The sequence below is a fragment of the Bacillus manliponensis genome (assembly GCF_000712595.1).
In the GTDB taxonomy this organism is placed as follows: domain Bacteria; phylum Bacillota; class Bacilli; order Bacillales; family Bacillaceae_G; genus Bacillus_A; species Bacillus_A manliponensis.
Genome location: NZ_JOTN01000017.1, coordinates 21,969 through 42,934 on the forward strand (window position 1 = coordinate 21,969; position 20,966 = coordinate 42,934).

The window sequence follows — 20,966 nt, forward strand, 5'->3', positions numbered from 1 at the left end:
AGTGGGGGGGTCTCCATCCCCCACTGAGTGTCAGCCCGACCAATTGGGCTTTTACGGACTGTTAATCTCCCACCTAAACTTCTCTGAATCCTCTAAGTTTTGAGGTGAGAGTCTTACAGCCCGTTAATGCGGGATAATATAAAAACTGGTTAAAATTATTCAGTGTTTTGTATTCTTTTGTCAGAATCAATTATTTTCAAATAATAAAATAATCAAAATATACATTAAGATAGCTTAATAGACAGGAACATGCATAAAAGTTTTGTTAGTATTCATATCCTTATAAAACAACGTTATTTATATTTAAACTATTCTAAAAATAAAAACTTTAATATTTTTGTATGTTAGCGTTTTCATAAATTTTAAGTTATGCTAGAATAAGAGCATAAGTTATTTATTATTACAAATAGAAAAAAGAATTTCTTTTTTCTTTTAATTATAAGGGGGCATTTTAATTATGCGTATTGGGGTACCAGCAGAAATTAAAAACAATGAAAACCGTGTAGCAATGACACCAGCTGGTGTTGTACATTTAGTTCGTAACAACCACGAAGTATTCATTCAAAAAGGTGCAGGTCTAGGATCTGGATTTACAGATGAGCAATATGTAGAAGCAGGTGCAAAGCTTGTTGAAACAGCTGAAGAAGCTTGGTCTATGGAAATGGTTATGAAAGTTAAAGAACCAGTTGAAAGTGAATACAAGCACTTCCACGAAGGCTTAATCTTATTCACATACCTACACTTAGCTCCAGAGCCAGAATTAACAAAGGCTTTAGTAGACAAAAAAGTGGTAGCGATTGCATATGAAACAGTTCAAGCAGAAAACCGTTCTTTACCACTACTTGCTCCTATGAGTGAAGTTGCAGGTCGTATGGCTTCTCAACTTGGTGCACAGTTCCTTGAGAAGAACAAAGGCGGTAAAGGTATCTTACTTGCAGGCGTTCCAGGCGTAAAACGCGGCAAAGTAACAATCATTGGTGGTGGACAAGCAGGTACAAATGCTGCTAAAATTGCAGTTGGTCTAGGTGCAGATGTAACAATCATCGACTTAAGTGCTGATCGTCTTCGTCAATTAGATGACATTTTCGGTAACCAAGTGAAAACATTAATGTCTAACCCATTCAACATCGCTGAAGCTGTAAAAGAATCTGACCTTGTTATCGGTGCTGTATTAATTCCAGGTGCAAAAGCTCCGAAACTTGTAACAGAAGAAATGATTAAAACAATGGAACCAGGTTCTGTAGTAGTAGATATCGCTATTGACCAAGGTGGTATTTTCGAAACAACAGATCGTATTACAACGCATGACAACCCAACTTATGAGAAGCACGGCGTTGTTCACTACGCTGTTGCTAACATGCCAGGTGCTGTTCCACGTACGTCAACACTTGCATTAACGAATGTAACAGTTCCATATGCAGTACAAATTGCAAACCAAGGTTACAAACAAGCTTGCTTAAACAACGCTGCATTATTAAAAGGTATCAACGTATTAGACGGTTATGTAACATTCGAAGCAGTTGCAGAAGCACACGGCTTAGAGTACAGAGATGCAAAAGCGTTATTGGAAGCTGCAGCAGTATCTTGCTAATAGCAGTATGAGATAAAGCAAAATATCAAACAATATTTTATACAACATGATAAGAGCTAAGAGATCTTCTCTTAGCTCTTCTTGGTAAAAAGGGGGCGTACACCATGTCCAACCTATTCAAAAAGAAATCTATTGCGCAATTGTTAGGACAAAGCAACAGTAAAACTTTAACGAAAAGTTTAAATGCTTTTGATTTAACAATGCTAGGTGTTGGGGCAACAATTGGTACGGGGGTTTTAGTATTAACAGGATTAGTAGCAGCACGAGATGCTGGTCCAGCAGTTATCTTTTCATTTATGATTGCAGCGCTTGTTTGTGGTTTTGCAGCACTATGTTACGCGGAAGTTGCTTCAGCAATTCCAGTATCAGGTAGTGTGTATACGTATTCGTATGCAACAATTGGTGAATTTATAGCTCATTTAATGGGATGGACATTGTTATCCGTGTATGTTGTAACAACCGCAGCTGTAGCAAGCGGGTGGACAAGTTACTTCTCTCATTTAGTTTCAGGTCTCGGAATTACAATTCCAGAAGAGTTTCTAACAATTCCAACGCAAGGTGGAATTGCAAACATACCTGCTATTTTTGTTACATTATTATTAACATACCTGTTATCACGTGGTACGAAAGAAAGTAAACGCGTGAATAACTTAATGGTAATTATTAAAATCGGAATTGTCGCATTATTCATTGTAGTAGGAGTATTTTATGTAGAACCAGCAAACTGGGATCCATTTGCACCTTACGGCATTAGTGGAATTTTTGCTGGAGGAGCAGCAGTATTCTTTGCATTCTTAGGGTTTGATGCACTAGCTACTTCTGCAGAAGAAGTAAAAAATCCGCAGCGTGATTTACCGATCGGAATTATTGCATCACTTGCAATTTGTACAGTAATTTATGTTGCAGTATGTCTTGTTATGACAGGAATGGTACCTTACGAAAAGTTAGCTGTAAACGATGCGATGGCATATGCACTAGAATCTGTTGGACAACATAAAGTTGCGGGTATCGTTGCAGTTGGTGCTGTAGTTGGGATTATGGCAGTAATCTTTGCATACATTTATGCAACAACACGTGTATTCTTTGCAATGAGCCGTGATGGTTTATTACCAAAGTCATTTGCAAAACTTAACGAGAAGACAGAAGCTCCAACATTCACAGTTTGGTTGACAGGAATTGGAAGCGCTTTAATCGCAGGTTTTGTTGATTTGAAACAATTGTCAAACTTAGCAAACATTGGAGCGTTACTAACGTTTGCGATGGTTGGTGTAACAGTTCTTATTCTTCGTAAGAAACATCCGAAGTTAAAACGTGGATTTATGGTACCACTTGTACCATTTCTTCCAATCATTTCGATTGTATGTTGTATATTCTTAATGGTGAATTTACCACTTACAACTTGGATTTACTTCGGCGCTTGGTTACTATTAGGTGTTATCGTATACTTTGTGTATTCGAAAAAGCATAGTCATTTGAAACGAGATGAAGGTGCAGAAGAGCAGTTAGAACAAGCAAATTAATAGGCTACAAAAAAAGGTCTTGTACATGAACATGTACGAGGCCTTTTCTTTTGCAGGAAAAAGGAAAAAATTGTAGAAATATATAATTTGGATAATAAAATGAGGTGAAAAAATGATTATTACAGAAAAATTGAAAGTAGTCGTTGGAGCAGAAGGTTATAACAATAATCCTGGTTGGTTACATACAAATGAGGAAGAATTAAATTTATTAAAGCGGGAAGATTGGATGAAACAATTTTCTCTAAATTCGTTACAAGTTGTTTTAGCAGAGCATGTGTGGGAGCATTTAACATATGAAGAGGGCGTAGAAGCAGCAAAGATTTGCTATGAATTTTTACAACGTGGAGGCTATATTCGCTGCGCTGTGCCGGATGCGTTTTTCCCTGATGAAGATTATCAGGAAGTTGTAAAAGTTGGTGGACCAGGACCGTTAGATCATCCAGCGGCGAGCCATAAAATTGTTCATAATTATAAAACGATAATGTCAATGTTTGAAGAAGCAGGTTTCAAAGTAAAGCTTTTAGAACATTGTGATGAAGATGGGAAATTCCATTATAATGAATGGGATGAGAAGGGCGGATTGATTTATCGGTCAAAACGTTTTGACTATCGCAATCAAGGTGAGAATTTAGGTTTTGTCTCATTAATTGTTGATGCAGTTAAAGAATGATTTGTTTAAAAGGAGGTGCTTCGCAGCATCTTCTTTTTTATTTACGGTTTAAAAATGAATTGATTGAAAAATATAATAAAATCCGCGCACATTTCATTGACATATATGAACGACTGCTCATATAATGAAAGTGTAAAACATATGAGTGATTGTTCATATGATAAATGTAACTTAAATATGAATGATTGCGCATGTATTCAAATAATGAGGTGAGCTATAATGGCTGAAAATAAAGTAGAAGTGAAACAAGATGTGTGTTGTCAAAAAATTATTCATGAAGATGTAGTTGAGAAAGTAAAGCGAACGATTCCAGTGGATGACAGTTTAAGTCAAGTTGCAGAGTTATTTAAAGTACTAGGAGACAGAACGCGTACACGTATTTTACATGCACTATTTGAAGCGGAAATGTGTGTATGTGATTTATCATATTTACTTGGAATGACACAATCGTCTGTTTCTCATCAATTACGTGTATTAAAGCAGGCAAAACTTGTGAAAAATCGTAAAGAAGGAAAGGTCGTATATTATTCATTAGCCGATGATCACGTAATCCGTATTTTTGAGCAAGCATTTGAACATGTAAACGAAGACAAGTAAGAGAAGGATATGCACAAGGAGGGAGAAAGATGGAAGAAGGATTAGTGAAAAGAAAGCTTCTGCTTGAAGGCTTAGATTGTGCAAATTGTGCGATGAAAATTGAAAAAGGTGTCGGAGCATTAAATGGTGTATCTTCTTGTTCTGTAAATTTTGCAACAAAAACGATGGTGTTAGAAACAAATAAAGGTGATGAGCAGAAAGTTGTAACGGAAGCGAAGCAACTTGTTAATAAATTAGAGCCTCACGTTCATGCAAAAGAAGAGAAAAGTGGAAGAGGGAAAAAAGAAACGTTCCTATTAGAAGGTTTAGACTGTGCAAACTGTGCAATAAAAATAGAAGCAAAAGTGAATGAAATACCAGAAGTAAAAGAGGCGACAGTCGACTTCGTTTCAAAAAAATTAAGGGTTGAAGTGACAAATAAAAAAGAAATAGATGCGATTTCTTCTAACATAAAAGATGTTGTACAAAAGTTAGAGCCTCATGTGAAAGTCGTAAAAGAGGAAGAGGGTCATGACCATAGTCATGATCATGGCGAAGCAAATGTGAAAAAAATGATTGGACGTTTAGTTATTGGAGCTATCCTTACAGCAATTGCGGTATTTGCTACACTACCGCAAATTGTAACAATTCCGTTATTTGTTATCGCGTATCTGATTATTGGTGGAGATATTGTTTGGCGAGCAATTCGAAATATCGCGCGCGGTCAAATGTTTGATGAAAACTTTTTAATGACGATTGCAACGCTAGGTGCATTTGCTATTAAAGAATATCCAGAAGCAGTTGCCGTTATGTTGTTCTATCAAGTAGGTGAACTATTCCAAAGCATAGCTGTTAATCGCTCTCGTAAATCAATTAGCTCCTTAATGGATATTCGTCCTGATTATGCAAATGTAAAACGTGGAGATGAAACTGTAGAAGTCTCACCAGAAGATGTACAAATTGGCGATATTATCATTGTGAAACCAGGTGAGAAAGTACCGTTAGATGGAAAAGTAATTGATGGAGTGTCTATGGTAGATACATCAGCACTAACAGGTGAATCAGTTCCACGTGAAGTAGAAGCAGGTAGCGAAATTTTAAGTGGATTTGTGAATCAAAATGGTGTATTAACAATTGAAGTAACGAAAGAGTTTGGGGAGTCTACTGTATCAAAGATTTTAGACTTAGTGCAAAACGCAAGTAGTCGTAAAGCACCGACGGAAAACTTTATTACGAAATTTGCACGCTATTATACGCCAGCAGTTGTGTTAACAGCAGCAGTTCTTGCGTTCATTCCGCCTCTTCTTATAGAAGGAGCAACATTTTCAGAGTGGATCTATCGAGCGCTTGTTTTCCTCGTTATCTCTTGTCCATGTGCGCTAGTAGTTTCCATTCCTCTTGGCTTCTTTGGAGGCATTGGTGGTGCTTCGAAAAGTGGGATTTTAGTAAAAGGTAGTAACTATTTAGAAGCGTTAAACGATGTGAAATATGTTGTGTTTGATAAAACGGGTACACTAACAAAAGGTGTCTTTCAAGTAACAGAAATGAAACCAAGTGCATCATTTTCAAAGGATGAGTTACTAGAGTATGCAGCGTTTGCTGAAGTACATTCGAATCATCCAATTGCTCAGTCCATTCGCCGTGCATATGGAAAAGATATTGATGAGCAAAGTATTGAAGCGTATAACGAAATTTCTGGCCATGGTACGGTTGTAAAGGTAAATGGATCAGAAATTCTAGCTGGAAATGCGAAGCTAATGAAGAAAGAAAAGATTGCGTTTGAAAATCCAAATGTTGTTGGGACACTCGTGCATGTGGCGGTAGATGGAGTATATGCAGGGTATATCGTCATTTCAGATGAAATAAAAGAAGATGCAAAAGAAGCAATTCAAAAGTTAAAAGACATTGGAATAAAGAAAACGGTTATGTTAACCGGAGACGCAAGATTGGTTGGCGAGGCAGTTGGAAAACAGTTAGGTTTAGACGAAATACATGCGGAGTTACTACCGCAGCAAAAAGTAGAACAAATTGAAAAGTTAGATGAAAGAAAGCAAAAGAAAGAAAAAATTGCATTTATTGGTGACGGTATTAACGATACACCAGTATTAGCAAGAGCGGATGTCGGAATTGCAATGGGTGGTTTAGGCTCAGACGCGGCAATTGAAGCAGCGGACATTGTCATTATGACAGATGAACCTTCAAAAATCGCATCGGCAATTCAAATTGCGAAACGTACAAGAACGATTGTATGGCAAAATATCATTTTTGCATTAGGTGTAAAAGGGATTGTACTACTACTTGGTGCTTTCGGTATTGCAACAATGTGGGAAGCGGTCTTCTCCGACGTTGGAGTGACGCTATTAGCGGTATTAAATGCAATGCGTGTGTTACGAGTGAAAGATTTATAATAAAGAGAGAGGCATGAGCCTCTCTCTTTATCCCACATTAATGGGCTGTAAGGCTCCCACCTCAAAACTTAAGAAAAAACGAAGAGGTTTAGGTGGGAGCCTTACAGCCCGTAAAAGCCCGATTGGTCGGGCTGACACTCAGTGGGGGATGAAGAAAACCCCCACTGAGTGAAGTTTCACTTTATTTGTCTATGGAATTTGTCACTTGCTCACGCACATTCTGAATGTGAGACATTTTATTATCCCAGCACAATTGACTGAGATCGACAGGATATTCTTCAGGGTTTAGCGTTCGTTTATATTCTTCCCATAATAAAGAAAGACCTTGTTGTGTGTAAGCTTGAATTTGCTGAATACTAGGTAACTCATAAGTACGTTTACCATTTTCAAAAATAGTATGATGAAGCTCACGTGCTTCAAAGTTTGTAACAAATTTACTAATATACGTATGAATAGGGTGGAACATTTTTAGCTTTTCTTCTTCATTTGGATTCTCTGTTTCGAGAGCGATATAATCGCCTTCTGAATGATTGTTCATTTTATTAATAATTCGATAGATACGTTTTAATCCAGGTGTTGTAATTTTAGCAGGATTAGATGAAATTTTAATTGTATCTTTCATTGCTCCAGTTTCATCTTCAATCGAAACGAGCTTATAGACAGCCCCTAATGCAGGTTGTTCAAAAGACGTAATTAGTTTTGTTCCAACACCCCACACATCAATTTTCGCTCCTTGTGATTTTAAATGCATAATGGTGTATTCATCTAAGTCACTAGACGCGATAATTTTTGTATTGGTAAAACCTGCTTCATCTAACATTTTCCTTGCTTCTTTTGATAAGTATGCCATGTCACCACTATCTAAACGAATACCATAAAAATCAATTTGATCTCCAAACTCTTTAGCAACACGAATTGCATTTGGAACACCAGATTTTAATGTGTCGTACGTATCAACAAGAAAAACACATTTTTTGTGTGTTTCAGCGTATTTTTTAAAGGCGACATATTCATCACGATATGCTTGTACAAAAGCGTGTGCATGCGTTCCTGCAACAGGGATACCAAATCGTTTTCCTGCTCGAACATTACTAGTAGATGAGAATCCACCAATAAAGGCAGCTCGCGTTCCCCAAAGAGCGGCGTCAAATTCGTGAGCCCGGCGCGTTCCGAATTCTAGTAGTTCATCATTATTTGCTGCATGTTTCATTCTGGCTGCTTTTGTGGCAATTAACGTTTGGTAGTTCACGATGTTTAATAGAGCTGTTTCGATAATTTGTGCTTCGCCAAGCGGTGCATCAATGCGAAGAAGCGGTTCGTTTTGAAAAACAACTTCACCTTCTAACATGCTGCGAATGGTCCCGGTAAACTTCATGTTTTGTAAATAGTGAAGGAATTCTTCCTCAAATTGAAGTTCACGTAAATAAGCGATATCATCTTCTGTAAAACGAAACTTTTCAATATATTCGACGATTTTCTCAAGACCAGCAAAAATGGCATATCCATTCTCAAATGGTAACTTTCGAAAGTAAAGATCAAATACAGCACGTCGTTTATACATATTATCTTTCCAATACGTATAAGCCATATTGATTTGGTATAAATCCGTATGTAAGGCGTAACTATCATCTTTGTAATATGTCATAAAACAAAAGCACCTCCGTATGTTTTTATTTTACACAGAAAATCAATTTGTATTATGTAATACATTTTTGCTATTTTTAGTCGATTTTCCTGTATAAATTATATTAAAATTTGACAAATTTCTCTTTTGTTTTTAGAATTTTTATATTTATCAATTTATTTTTTTGGGAATTTTATGTATGATTATAAGGAGCAGGCAATGGAATGGAAGAGAGGAGGCGGCTATGCATTTAAACTTAGATAAAGTTGGAAAACAAATCTTTTATCAACGACTCCAACAAAAAATGACACAGGAAGAATTGTGTCAAGGTATTTGTTCTGTTTCATATTTAAGTAAAATTGAAAATGGAAAAATCGAAGCATCGGAAGAAATTTTACAACTGCTTTGTACAAGACTAGAAATTGCCGTTTCAGATTTACGAGATGTGGAAGCTGAAGTGAAAGAAAAATTAAATCAATGGTTAGAAGCATTTATCCATTTGGAAAAAGAGAAAATAGAAATTCTATATAATGAGTTACAATCAGAAATGCAGTATGTACATGATTTTGAGATTATAAATTATTATAAACTTCTCTATACGCGCTATTTAATTATGCATAGAGATATGCCAGCTCTAGAAATAGAATTAGATAAACTGAAAAAAGTATATAAAAAGTGTTCACCATTCCAACAGTTATTATATACGTATAGTAAAGGGATGTTGTATTGTTTACGGCACCGTTGGAAAGAAGGAATAAACTATTTAATAAGAGTGGAAGCAATGGCAAAAGAGCAAGGGTATTATGAGACGGGTATTTATTATAATTTAGCTCTTACATATAGCCATTTAGAAATGCAGCATTTATCACTTCATTTTGCAAATATTGCATTAGAAGGATTTCGAAATGAGCATCAACTCCGTCATGTTATGAACTGCCAAATTCTCATTGCACTTAGTTATGCTGAAAAGGGACAATATGATGAAGCATTAGCAATGTATGAAAGCTTATTGAGAGAGTCTAAGTCTTTCTCAGAGCATCATGTCATTGCCGCGATAGTATTAAGTAATATGGGGAATATTCACCATAAGAAGAAAGAATACGAAGAAGCGAAAAAGTATTATAGACAAAGTTTGGAATATCAACCAGAAGAAAATTTAAATTATATTGATACATTATATGAGCTATCATTACAATACATTTGTTTAGATCAATTACAAGAGGCCAAGGAATATATTGATAAAGGGATTGTAATTGCAAAAAAAGATGAAAAATTTAGACCGAAGTTATATTTGCTTTTAATGCTGCGTTATAAATATTTTGAAGAACCAACTTCATACAAAATATTTTTAGAAACAGAGGCAGTACCTTTCTTTATAAAAGAAGGAAATTCTAATGATTTAAAGGAAGCTTATATAGAGTTGGCGAAGTACTTCGAATATCAAACTAACTTTGAAAGAAGTAGTCATTATTATAAGAAAGCACTTGCAGTTTTAGAAAGTCTGAAAGGAGAAAACTAATGAAAAAGGCAGCGAAAATTGTTATATTAACAGGTTTTGTGTTCGGTTTAGTATTAGCTGGTCAATACTCTAACAAGCCAGACTATTACGGACAGTCTTCTCCTGTATCTGAAAAAGTAAATGTATAATATTCGAAAGAAAACCGCTTTCCCTTACAGGAAAGCGGTTTTCTCATGAATTTAATATAAAAATAACACAAAACTTGAGAAAGAAATTAATGGAATTTTCACTATTTTCATAGTGAAAAGTTAGTGCTACGATAAAGCTACTCTTTTTTAAAAAAATTATTAGGGGGAAGAGAATGATGAAGAAAAAGGGATTAGCTTTTGCCTTGGCAACAGGAGTGGCTTTATCGACATTTGGGGGGACTACGACATTTGCGGATTCTAAAAACGTACTTTCAGAAAAGAAGTACAACGAAGCAATTCAGTCACCTGAATTTGTATCAGGACAATTAACAGAGGCATCGAAGCAAAAACCAGAATCAGTTGTGTTTGACTATTTTAACGATGCGAAGCAAGATTTTAAATTAGGTGAAAAAAGTGCGCAAGAGTCTTTCAAAGTAGAAAAGATTGTAAAAGATCAAGTTGGACAAGCAACAGTACTTCGTCTGCAACAAGTATATGAAGGAGTACCAGTATGGGGCTCTACACAAGTTGCGCACGTTGGAAAAGATGGTGTGTTAAAAGTAGTATCAGGAACAGTTGTGCCTGAGTTAGACAAGCAAGAGAAGTTAAAAAATAAAAACCATATTGAAGGTAAACAAGCAATTGAAATTGCACAAAAAGATTTAGGCTTAAACCCAAAATATGAACAAGAGCCATCAGCAGATCTACATGTATATCAAAACGGTGAGGAAGCGACTTATGCATATGTTGTAAAATTGAATTTCTTAGATCCAGAGCCTGGAAACTACTATTATTTTGTTGAAGCGGATAGTGGTAAAGTGTTAGACAAAATTAATACGATTAATCATGTGACAGGAACAAATGCAGTAGGGACAGGGAAAGGTGTATTAGGAGATACGAAGACATTACAAACAACACTATCAGGTTCTAGTTATTATCTGCAAGATAATACACGTGGAGCAAAAGTTTACACATATGATGCGAAAAACCGTACTTCACTTCCAGGAACATTGTGGAGAGATACTGACAATTTATTTAATGCTGCTTATGATGGTGCAGCTGTAGATGCTCATCATTATGCAGGTGTAACATATGATTATTTTAAAAATACATTTAACCGTAATTCATATGACAATGCAGGTGCGTCTTTAAACTCAACTGTCCATTACGGAAACAAATATAACAACGCATTTTGGAATGGATCACAGATGGTATATGGAGACGGAGATGGAACAACATTTGTACCGCTATCAGGTGCGCTTGATGTTATCGGGCATGAGCTAACGCATGCTGTAACAGAGTACAGCTCAAACTTAATTTATCGAAATGAGTCTGGTGCATTAAACGAAGCAATCTCTGATATTTTTGGTACTTTAGTAGAGTACTATGCAAATAACAACCCAGATTGGGAAATGGGTGAAGATATTTATACGCCAGGTAAAGCAGGGGATGCGTTACGCTCAATGAGTGATCCTGCGAAATACGGCGATCCAGATCATTATTCTAAACGTTATACAGGCACTCAAGATTATGGTGGTGTGCATATTAATAGCGGAATCATTAATAAAGCAGCTTACTTACTTGCAAATGGTGGTACACACTATGGCGTTACAGTGAATGGAATCGGTAAAGATAAAGTTGGTGCAATCTACTACCGTGCAAATACACTATATTTCACGCAATCTACTACGTTCAGTCAAGCACGTGCAGGTTTAGTACAAGCTGCAGCTGACTTATACGGTGCAAATTCTACTGAAGTAGCAGCTGTGAAGCAATCATATGATGCAGTTGGTGTGCAGTAAGTTAAAAAAGGAGCATATGCTCCTTTTTTATTTGTTTCTATTCCGCTATTTGTGGGCTGTAAAACTCCTTCCTCAAGAATTTTTAGAGTGAAGATATGTAGCTAAGACCCCTATGGATGACAGTACACTCGAATCAAATGCTTGATTGGTTAAGTGGAGTGAAGTTTCATTTGTCTGAATTTTTTAATCGATGTATACAAATATTGAGAAAATAATTAATAGAATTTTTAGTGTTTTCATAAAGGAAAGTAGGTGTTACGATGAAGCTACTTTTTTAAATAACCATTTAGGAGGAAGAGAATGATGAAGAAAAAAAGTCTAGCTTTTGCTTTAGCAACAGGGGTAGCACTATCAACATTTGGGGGAACAAATACGTTTGCAGATTCTAAAAATGTACTTTCCGAGAAAAAGTATAATGAGGTCATCCAGTCACCTGAGTTTGTATCAGGACAATTAACAGAAGCATCAAAGCAAAAGCCAGAATCAGTTGTATTTGACTACTTTAATGATGCAAAACAAGATTTTAAACTAGGAGAGAAAAGTGCACAAGAGTCGTTTAAAGTAGAGGAAATCGTGAAAGATCAAGTTGGAGAAGCGACAGTACTTCGCTTACAACAAGTATATGAAGGAGTACCAGTATGGGGTTCTACACAAGTTGCACACGTTGGAAAAGATGGTGTGTTAAAAGTAGTATCTGGAACAGTGGTACCTGATTTAGATAAACAGGAAAAGCTAAAACATAAAAATTTAATTGAAGATCAACAAGCAATTGAAACGGCACAAAAAGACTTAGGTTTCACTCCAAAATATGAACAAGAACCATCTGCAGAGTTAAACGTATATCAAAATGGTGAGGAAGTAACGTACGCATATGTTGTTCAATTAAACTTCTTATCTCCAGAGCCAGGAAACTATTATTATTTCATTGAAGCAGATAGTGGTAAAGTATTACATAAATACAACACGATGAATCATGTAACGGGTACGAATAAAATTGGGGCAGGTAAAGGTGTATTAGGAGATACGAAAACGTTACAAACAACATTATCAGGTTCTAGTTATTACCTACAAGATAATACACGTGGAGCAACGATTTATACGTATGATGGAAAAAAACGTACTACTCTACCAGGAACACTTTGGAGAGATACGGACAATATCTTTAATGCTGTATATGATAGTGCTGCGGTAGATGCTCATTATTATGCAGGTGTAACATATGATTACTATAAAGACACATTTAATCGTAACTCATATGATGACGCTGGTGCACCGTTACACTCAACAGTTCATTATGGAAGCAATTATAATAATGCAGGCTGGACTGGATCGCAGATGGTATACGGAGATGGAGACGGAACAACGTTTACTCCACTATCAGGTGCTCTTGATGTAATTGGACATGAATTAACACATGCTGTAACAGAGCATAGCTCAAATTTAATTTATCAAAATGAATCAGGTGCATTAGATGAAGCAATTGCTGATATCTTTGGTACTTTAGTAGAATACTATGATAATCGTAATCCAGATTGGGAAATAGGTGAGGATGTGTATACGCCAGGTAAGTCAGGGGATGCGTTACGTTCAATGAGTGATCCAGCAAAATATGGTGATCCAGATCATTATTCGAAACGTTATACTGGTACTGAAGATGATGGTGGTGTCCATATCAATAGCAGTATCATTAATAAATCTGCGTATTTACTTGCAAATGGTGGTAAACACTATGGAGTTACAGTAAATGGGATTGGTAAAGATAAATTAGGTGCAATTTATTACCGTGCAAATACACTATATTTCACAGAATCTACTACATTTAGTCAAGCACGTGCAGGCTTAGTACAAGCAGCTGCGGATTTATATGGTGCAAATTCTACTGAAGTAGAAGCTGTAAAAAAATCATTAGATGCAGTTGGTGTAAAATAAATAAAAAAGGAGCATATGCTCCTTTTTTATTTATTACTCCATTTCTTCCAAATGTAAAATAAACCAATGCAACCAGCAATTGCGATAATCCATTTGGCCTCATTTGTTCCGTTCATCACATGATAGGTAGAATAAGCTTCAATCAGTAAGGAAGGTACTTTTCCAATCGTACTTGCGACAGCAAATGAAAGTAGCGACATTTTTCCTAAAGAAGCAAGCAGTGTGATTAGACCAGATGGAACAAATGGTAAAAGTCTAAATGACAATACGAGTAAAAATGCTTCTTTTCCTTCTGCATAAAGAAGCCGTTCTGCTTTTGGATATGCTTGCAATTTTTTTTGTGCAAATTTTTGAAAGCCTAGTCGATAAAAATAAAAGGAAATAATTGCCCCAAGCGCTTCTCCAATAATAGAAATGATTGTTCCTTCTACTACCCCAAACAATGCAATATTAATTGCTGTTAAAAAGACGCTCGGAATAAAACCAGCAAGGCTGATTAAAATACTAAACAGAATACTTAATGGAATAGCAATGGTATAATGCTCTGTAAGAAACGATTGAATAAACTCTTGCATGTGTATAAAATCCTTTGCTTTTTTTGCATTACATCACATTTTTAGCTTAAAGGCAAGGTTATTTTGTTAAATCTTAATAAATTGATATTTATTGAAGAGGTGAATAGATGAAAAAGATATGGAGTAGTGTTGTAAGCATTGTAATAGCAACATTAGTTTTGTTAACAGGTTGCTTAGGACAAGAGCAAAATAGAGCAAATGTAAAAGAATTAAATGGAGAAAAAATAAGTGATAATATTTTGGATGAAATGGAAGGACCACCAAAAAACGGACATACAATAGAACGACATGTTGGAAAAACAGAAGAGCAACTGAGAGAGAGGCTACGTACAGATAAAGTTTCAGCTGCAAGTACATATGATAGTAAAGAAGTTGCTACAAAGGCTGTAAAAGATAGCTTACAGCAACATGAAGCGGAAATTCAGAAATGGTTAAAGGATTCGAAAGAAAATCGTCTTGTTTTGAATACAAAACATAATTTCGCTGTAGGGAAAACAGTGTTAAAGCGAGATATGCGTTTATATGATAATCTGCATGACACCGTAACCGTTTTAGCAAGAGATCAAGAAAGTTCGTTAGGATTCAAAATTATTACGTCATATCCAATTCGTAAATAATAAATTTGTTTCGTTACATTGTGACTAATGAAAGAAGGAGAGGGAATATGTATTCAACATTTCAATACTTTTTAAAGGCATATTGTACATTAAGTGTCTATGAAGAAGAAGTGCTAGATGTGATGCAAGAATTTATAGAACAAGAGAATCAGGAAACAATTGAAAAGTTACAGCATGAATTGTTACACATGAAACAAAAAGAGGCATGGGAAGAAGGTTGTCGATTTGCTAATGATGCTGGACGTATGTGGTCACAAGAGGAAGCAAAGTATTATATTTACAAATTTTTAAATATCCTTTCAAAATAAACAGGCGTAATTCCTCACGCCTGTTTATTTTTTTTATATTTACTTGTAGAGATTTGCTTATTAGAGAGTACTTCCCCATTTTGTGTTACTTTTTTATATGTTACAGCTACAATTTGATTTTCTGTTTCACTAACAACTTTAGAAGAAACGGAAACACTTTTTCCAGTTGGCGTACCAAAAATACGAGTAGTAACACCATTTGTACCAGCTACTGCTTGAATGTATATATGTTTCCCTGTATTATTTGTAAATTTTAAATCTGGTCCGTAGTCAGCGACGGCAGCATCTTGACCTAGAGGTAAATAAGTAACTGGCATCGAGTGGTTACTTCGGGCGGTAATCCCTAAGTCAGCACGTAATGCACTTCCGTATAATGTGCTACTTAACTGGCATACACCACCACCAGCAGCTTGTGTTACTTTACCGTTTACATAGACAGCAGCTGATTTATAACCGTTTGCAGCATCGGTTATACCAACACGCCCGTTAAAGCTAAATGTTTCACCAGGTGCAATAATTGCTCCGTTTAAAGCATTCGCCGATTTTTGAATATTAAATGCTTGGTTTCCATTACGACCCGTCATTGGAGTAGAATACTCTGCGATGACTTCTGTGATTCCCATATTTTGTACATCTTCAGTGGAGCGTTCTGGCTTGATGTTTGTAATAGGCATTTGAATCGTTGTTTCTTGAGAGGAAATGGCATTTGTAGTTAATGTTTTCAGAGAGTCTTTATCAACTTTTTGACCATTGCTACTTTCACTAATGTGAACTGTAGTCCCAGAAATAGATAATTCTGCATTTACAGGATTAACTAAGTTATCGTTATATTTTTCTTTTATGAAAGTATCATAAGTTCCGGTATTTAACTTTGACTTTAACACATAATCTCGTTTTAATTTTCCTTGTTCAGCTTTTTTACGCATGTTATAACGTTCAATAATGTTACCATCTTGTTCATCGAATATTTCTTTTACAACATCTTTGCTGTTATATTCTACACCTAAATCTTTCCATGTATATGTGTCTGTCTGGTTTGGTAACGTATAATTTATGGATTTTTGATTGAATTCCTCAGCTTTTTGCTGAATAATTTGCGCGACTTCTTGTTTGTTTTTTCCATCTAATGAAATACCTTCAAATGTTGTATGCTGTAAAACAGACGAGTCTAATTGCTCATTTAACTTAGAGACATACTGATAACCAACAATCCCACTAGCACCTAAAAAAATTCCCCCAGTAATTGTAGAAACAATAATTAATTTGCGTAACTTCATGTATTTCCCTCCACCATGCATTTTTCAGACCGTATGCCTATTGGATTTCACGTACAAATCATGAAAAATATGTATGCTTACTATTATACTATCAACCTTGTAAAAAGTGTAATGTTTTTATAAATAATGTTACATTTTCGTAATATAACTTCCTGTATTTTCAATATATTGTGTGTGAACTATAATAAAAAGTTATAAAAAAAAGAAGCTGTTTGTTTAACAGCTTCTTTTTTTATAACTTTTTATGATCTTCTTTACTTGTAACACCAAGATGCTGGTGTAGTTGTTCAGAAATTTCTTCTACATTGCGTTTATCAGGGATGTAATAATACGTACCATCAATATATTCGTCTGTTCCTTCTATTTGCATGTTTTCAATGTTTAATTTTGTATCCATCATGTTTGTTGCAATGGCCATCATATCATCAAATGTTAAGTTTGTTTTAATATCTTTATCAACAGCTTCTAATAAATCGCCAAGCTTATTAATAGATCCAACAGATAAAGCTTTTTCTGCAATTGCTTCTAATACTAGTTGTTGGCGTTGACCACGCATAAAATCACTATCAATATGACGTGTTCTTGCTAGTGCAAGTGCTTCTTCCCCATTTAATTGTTGAAGACCTTTTTCTAAATGAATAGCGTCAGCTTGGTCTTTACTGTTTTGTTCTGTAATTTCAACTGGCACATCAACTTCAATACCACCAAGTGAATCAACAATTTTTATAAAAGATTCAAAGTTGAATTTCACATAATAATCAACTGGAACGTCTAAGAAATTTTCGACAGTATCAATTGTACTGTCTACACCACCAAAGACGTGAGCATGTGTAATTTTATCTTGTTTATCACGAGATTCTATATAAACGCGAGAATCTCGTGGGATACTCACTAGTTTTACAGATTTATCATCTTTATTAATTGTTGCTAGTAACAATGCATCTGTGCGTACTGCTTCTCCGTAATTTTTCGAGCGTGTTTCACTTTCATCCACCCCCATAATTAGGACAGAAATGTTATCAGTCATTGGCTTTACTGCTTTTTCACGTTTATGAGATTTATCTCCACGGTCTAGACCGGAGTAGGCATCACTAACAACAGCTTTTGCTTTTCCATATAGATGGAAAAAGTAGCCGCCACTCCCTAGGATGATAAGGAGTAATGGGATTAAGGCGAATATGAGTACACGCTTTTTTTTCGAGCGTTTTTTCGAGACTCTATTCATTGGTTCTAATTGAGATTTCATTATATATTTCTCCTTTTAATTCCAATTGAAATGTTTTCTTACAATTTTTAAAAAAGGCACACTTTCTATTTTACATAAATATTAATAGTTTTCACTATAAATCTTTAATTGACATGAAAATGAAATATAGAATAAATAGTTTGATTCACACTGTATAACAGGATTCAGCAGTTAAATGACAAGGGATACGTTGAACTAAGTTGAGAGCAATGTGTATGCTATTGAAAGGGTTTTGAGGAGTAATATTTCATCTTCTTGTATAAAAATAGATGTCCCTATTATGAGACATCTACTAATTAAAACGTATTGTATAAAAAAAGCTTTAAAAAGGGAAGTGTGAAATTTTACCTATTTAAATCATAATACTTACAATAAGTGAAGATAAGATACTCACTAGCGTTGCACCATATAAAAGCCTTAGTCCAAAACGTGCAACTACATTGGCTTGTTCTTCATGAAGTCCTTTCACAGCTCCAGAAATAATTCCAATGGAAGAAAAATTTGCAAAGGAGACAAGGAATACGGAAATAATTCCAACTGTACGAGGTGATAAAGTGCTTGCTAATTTGCTCAAGTCCATCATTGCAACGAATTCATTTGTTACAAGTTTTGTTGCCATAATGCTTCCTGCTTGAACAATTTCATTTGCAGGTACACCGATAATGAAAGCAATAGGTGAAAAGGCATATCCAAGTAACTGTTGAAACGAAATACCGAAGATAATAAGAAACACGTCGTTAATTGCACTAATAAGGGCAACGAAACCAATAAGCATCGCACCTACAAGAACTGCAACGCGAAATCCATCTAAAATATATTCTCCAAGCATTTCAAAAAATGTTTGTTTTTCTGTTTTTACTTCTAAAATATCTTCATCTTCCTTTACGTCGTACGGGTTAATAATGAGCACTATAATAAAACCATTAAATAAATTTAAGACGAGTGCAGTTACAACGTATTTAGGGTCAATCATTGTCATATATGCACCAACGATAGACATCGATACAGTCGACATCGCTGAAGCACACAATGTGTAAAGACGATGTTTTGGTATTTGTCCAAGTTGTTTTTTGACGGTAATAAACACTTCTGATTGTCCAACAATTGCTGAAGCGACGGCGTTATAAGATTCTAATTTACCGAGGCCATTAATTTTACTAAGGAAAAAGCCAATCCAATAAATAATAAAAGGTAAAATCTTCAGGTGTTGTAAAATTCCAATTAAAACAGAAATAAAGACGATTGGAAGCAGCACGTTTAAAAAGAAAGGCATTTCGCCTTCATTGGCAAGACCTCCAAATACGAAATTCACACCAGAGGCCGCGTATTCTAACAGCTTGTTAAATAAATTAGAAATGACAGTAACAAGAATAAGGCCAATGCCTGTATTTAAAAGTAAATATGCTAACAGTAGCTGTATAGCTAGCATGATAAAAATAGGTTTAAATTTAATGTGCTTTCTATTCGTACTTGCAATGAAAGCAAGGAAAAATACAACAATAAGACCGAGCAGAAATGTGAAAAATTTCATGATAATCCTCCTCATAAGAGTTTCTATCCATATGTTTTTCTTTTTGAAGGGAATTTATGCCGTTATTTCTCTTTAAGGAAGTAGAGGAAGAAAAGTAAATTGGTGAAATTTATATAGATTTTCTTATCTAATACTGTGGAAAAATGATTATAATCATTGAACTCATGTATTAGGAGGTGAAACCTTGGCTGGCTATGCTAAGGAAATGATGTGGAAATAGGAAAATTAGTGATGGTGGCTGTCTTAATTGCTTTAACTGGTTTTTTTGTCGCAACAGAATTTGCCATTATAAAAATACGTAGTAGCCGTGTTGATCAGCTCGTAATGGAAGAAAAGCGAGGGGCATTAGCTGTCAAAAAGGTTACCTCTAATTTAGATGAATATTTATCAGCGTGTCAGCTTGGAATTACGATTACTGCACTTGGACTTGGTTGGTTAGGTGAACCAACAGTGAAGCATTTGCTTGAACCGTTGTTTGTTCGGCTTCACTTTTCACCAACAGCTGCTAGTACAGTGTCATTTATCATTGCTTTTTCAGTTATTACTTTTTTACATGTTGTTGTTGGAGAACTAGCGCCAAAAACATTTGCCATTCAAAGAGCAGAGCAAGTGAGCTTGATGTTTGCAAAACCAATCATTTACTTTTATCGCATCATGTTTCCATTTATTTGGGCATTAAATGGCTCGGCACGCTTAATTACCGGTTTATTTGGTTTAAAGCCGGCATCGGAACATGAAGTAGCACACTCAGAAGAAGAGTTAAGACTTATTTTATCTGAGAGCTATGAGAGCGGAGAAATTAATCAGGCTGAATATAAGTATGTAAATAATATTTTTGAATTTGATAATCGATTAGCGAAAGAAATTATGGTTCCGCGGACAGAGGTAGTAGGTTTATATGCTGAAGATTCATTTGATACCCATTTGGAAGTGATTCGACAGGAAAAATATACAAGGTATCCTGTTCTTGGAGAAGATAAAGACGAAATTATCGGTATGGTCAATGTAAAAGATTTCTTTATTCGTTATATGGATAGTGAGGAAAGAGGGGCCCGCTCCATTACAAATTATACAAGGCCTGTTATTGAAGTAATGGAAACCATTCCAATTAATGTGCTATTACTACAAATGCAAAAGCAACGTATTCCCCTTGCTGTTTTATATGATGAGTACGGGGGAACGGCAGGAATTGTTACACTAGAAGATATTTTAGAGGAAATTGTTGGAGAAATTCGTGATGAATATGACGAAGATGAACATCCTCCAATTCAACATATAAGTGATACATGCAAAATTGTTGATGGAAAAGTGTTAGTAAGTGAAATCAATGATTTAATTGGTTTAAATTTACATGCGGGAGATGTGGATACAATTGGTGGCTGGCTTATGATGCAAAATCAAAAGTTAGAAAAAGGTGAAACAATTCCTGTTGCAAATTGGAACTTTACGATTTTAGAAAAAGATTTACATCAAATTAAATGTATTGAAATAAAGAGAATGGGACATGAGGAAAAGACAGCTTCTCATTAAGATGCTGTTTTTTCTTTCATTCAATAGAAATTTGTTTTTGTAAGAAACAAATATGTTTGCGCTTTCATAATTCGTGTTATATAGTGGATGGGGGAAAGGGATATTTTCTCTTGCC

The 20,966-nt window shown here is 35.3% G+C and carries 17 protein-coding genes; 12 read left to right on the forward strand and 5 right to left on the reverse strand.

The window, feature by feature from the left end:
• The first annotated feature begins 457 nt into the window (after positions 1-457).
• From ald to BAMA_RS17385, 5 genes are all read left to right on the forward strand, one after another.
• Positions 458-1,591, forward strand: a complete 1,134-nt coding sequence (gene ald, locus BAMA_RS17365) for an alanine dehydrogenase (RefSeq protein ID WP_034641706.1) — start codon at positions 458-460, stop codon at positions 1,589-1,591.
• Between the two features lie 104 nt (positions 1,592-1,695).
• Complete coding sequence (locus BAMA_RS17370; protein ID WP_034641710.1) at positions 1,696-3,111, forward strand: amino acid permease; 1,416 nt, start codon at positions 1,696-1,698, stop codon at positions 3,109-3,111.
• 112 nt (positions 3,112-3,223) lie between these two features.
• Positions 3,224-3,781 (forward strand): class I SAM-dependent methyltransferase, encoded by a 558-nt coding sequence (locus BAMA_RS17375; protein WP_034641714.1) that lies wholly within the window; start codon positions 3,224-3,226, stop codon positions 3,779-3,781.
• Between the two features lie 219 nt (positions 3,782-4,000).
• Positions 4,001-4,378, forward strand: coding sequence for an ArsR/SmtB family transcription factor (locus BAMA_RS17380; RefSeq protein ID WP_034641717.1), 378 nt, complete (start codon positions 4,001-4,003; stop codon positions 4,376-4,378).
• Between the two features lie 29 nt (positions 4,379-4,407).
• The gene (locus BAMA_RS17385) at positions 4,408-6,765 is read left to right on the forward strand and encodes a heavy metal translocating P-type ATPase (protein WP_034641720.1); all 2,358 of its coding nucleotides are present in this window, start codon (positions 4,408-4,410) and stop codon (positions 6,763-6,765) included.
• 181 nt (positions 6,766-6,946) lie between these two features.
• Here BAMA_RS17385 and BAMA_RS17390 read toward each other — a convergent pair whose 3' ends face one another.
• The gene (locus tag BAMA_RS17390) at positions 6,947-8,410 is read right to left on the reverse strand and encodes a nicotinate phosphoribosyltransferase (protein ID WP_034641723.1); all 1,464 of its coding nucleotides are present in this window, start codon (positions 8,408-8,410) and stop codon (positions 6,947-6,949) included.
• A 223-nt stretch (positions 8,411-8,633) separates the two neighbouring features.
• Here BAMA_RS17390 and BAMA_RS17395 point away from each other — a divergent pair, with 223 nt between their 5' ends.
• From BAMA_RS17395 to BAMA_RS17405, 4 genes are all read left to right on the forward strand, one after another.
• A complete protein-coding gene (locus BAMA_RS17395; protein ID WP_034641725.1) occupies positions 8,634-9,908 on the forward strand; it encodes a helix-turn-helix domain-containing protein in 1,275 nt (424 codons plus the stop codon).
• Positions 9,908-10,036: an NprX family peptide pheromone gene (locus BAMA_RS24595; RefSeq protein WP_157406036.1), complete on the forward strand. Its 129-nt coding sequence runs from the start codon at positions 9,908-9,910 to the stop codon at positions 10,034-10,036. The genes BAMA_RS17395 and BAMA_RS24595 overlap by 1 nt, the downstream gene beginning before the upstream one ends.
• Before the next feature lie 176 nt (positions 10,037-10,212).
• Entirely contained in the window at positions 10,213-11,838 is a 1,626-nt protein-coding gene (locus BAMA_RS17400; protein ID WP_034641844.1) for a M4 family metallopeptidase, read from the forward strand.
• A 303-nt stretch (positions 11,839-12,141) separates the two neighbouring features.
• On the forward strand, positions 12,142-13,767 hold the full coding sequence (locus BAMA_RS17405; RefSeq protein ID WP_034641846.1) for a M4 family metallopeptidase: 1,626 nt from the start codon (positions 12,142-12,144) through the stop codon (positions 13,765-13,767).
• A gap of 26 nt (positions 13,768-13,793) precedes the next feature.
• On the opposite strand, the gene BAMA_RS17410 is transcribed toward BAMA_RS17405, so the two are convergent.
• Complete coding sequence (locus tag BAMA_RS17410) at positions 13,794-14,342, reverse strand: TVP38/TMEM64 family protein (protein WP_034641728.1); 549 nt, start codon at positions 14,340-14,342, stop codon at positions 13,794-13,796.
• 107 nt (positions 14,343-14,449) lie between these two features.
• On the opposite strand from BAMA_RS17410, the gene BAMA_RS17415 reads away from it, so the two are divergent.
• Positions 14,450-14,959, forward strand: a complete 510-nt coding sequence (locus tag BAMA_RS17415; protein WP_034641731.1) for an RNase A-like domain-containing lipoprotein — start codon at positions 14,450-14,452, stop codon at positions 14,957-14,959.
• Positions 14,960-15,006: 47 nt separating this feature from the next.
• Positions 15,007-15,267, forward strand: a complete 261-nt coding sequence (locus BAMA_RS17420) for a hypothetical protein (protein ID WP_034641735.1) — start codon at positions 15,007-15,009, stop codon at positions 15,265-15,267.
• A gap of 14 nt (positions 15,268-15,281) precedes the next feature.
• Here the strand turns inward: BAMA_RS17420 and BAMA_RS17425 are convergent, their stop codons facing one another.
• The 3 genes from BAMA_RS17425 to BAMA_RS17435 all read right to left on the reverse strand — a co-directional run bounded on the left by BAMA_RS17425 (position 15,282) and on the right by BAMA_RS17435 (position 19,321).
• On the reverse strand, positions 15,282-16,544 hold the full coding sequence (locus BAMA_RS17425) for a VanW family protein (RefSeq protein ID WP_034641738.1): 1,263 nt from the start codon (positions 16,542-16,544) through the stop codon (positions 15,282-15,284).
• Positions 16,545-16,776: 232 nt separating this feature from the next.
• Positions 16,777-17,790 (reverse strand): LCP family protein, encoded by a 1,014-nt coding sequence (locus BAMA_RS17430; RefSeq protein WP_051759012.1) that lies wholly within the window; start codon positions 17,788-17,790, stop codon positions 16,777-16,779.
• 352 nt (positions 17,791-18,142) lie between these two features.
• The gene (locus tag BAMA_RS17435; protein ID WP_034641742.1) at positions 18,143-19,321 is read right to left on the reverse strand and encodes a NupC/NupG family nucleoside CNT transporter; all 1,179 of its coding nucleotides are present in this window, start codon (positions 19,319-19,321) and stop codon (positions 18,143-18,145) included.
• Positions 19,322-19,531: 210 nt separating this feature from the next.
• Between BAMA_RS17435 and BAMA_RS17440 the strand changes: the two genes are divergently transcribed.
• Positions 19,532-20,851: a hemolysin family protein gene (locus BAMA_RS17440; RefSeq protein ID WP_034641747.1), complete on the forward strand. Its 1,320-nt coding sequence runs from the start codon at positions 19,532-19,534 to the stop codon at positions 20,849-20,851.
• Positions 20,852-20,966 lie beyond the last annotated feature (115 nt).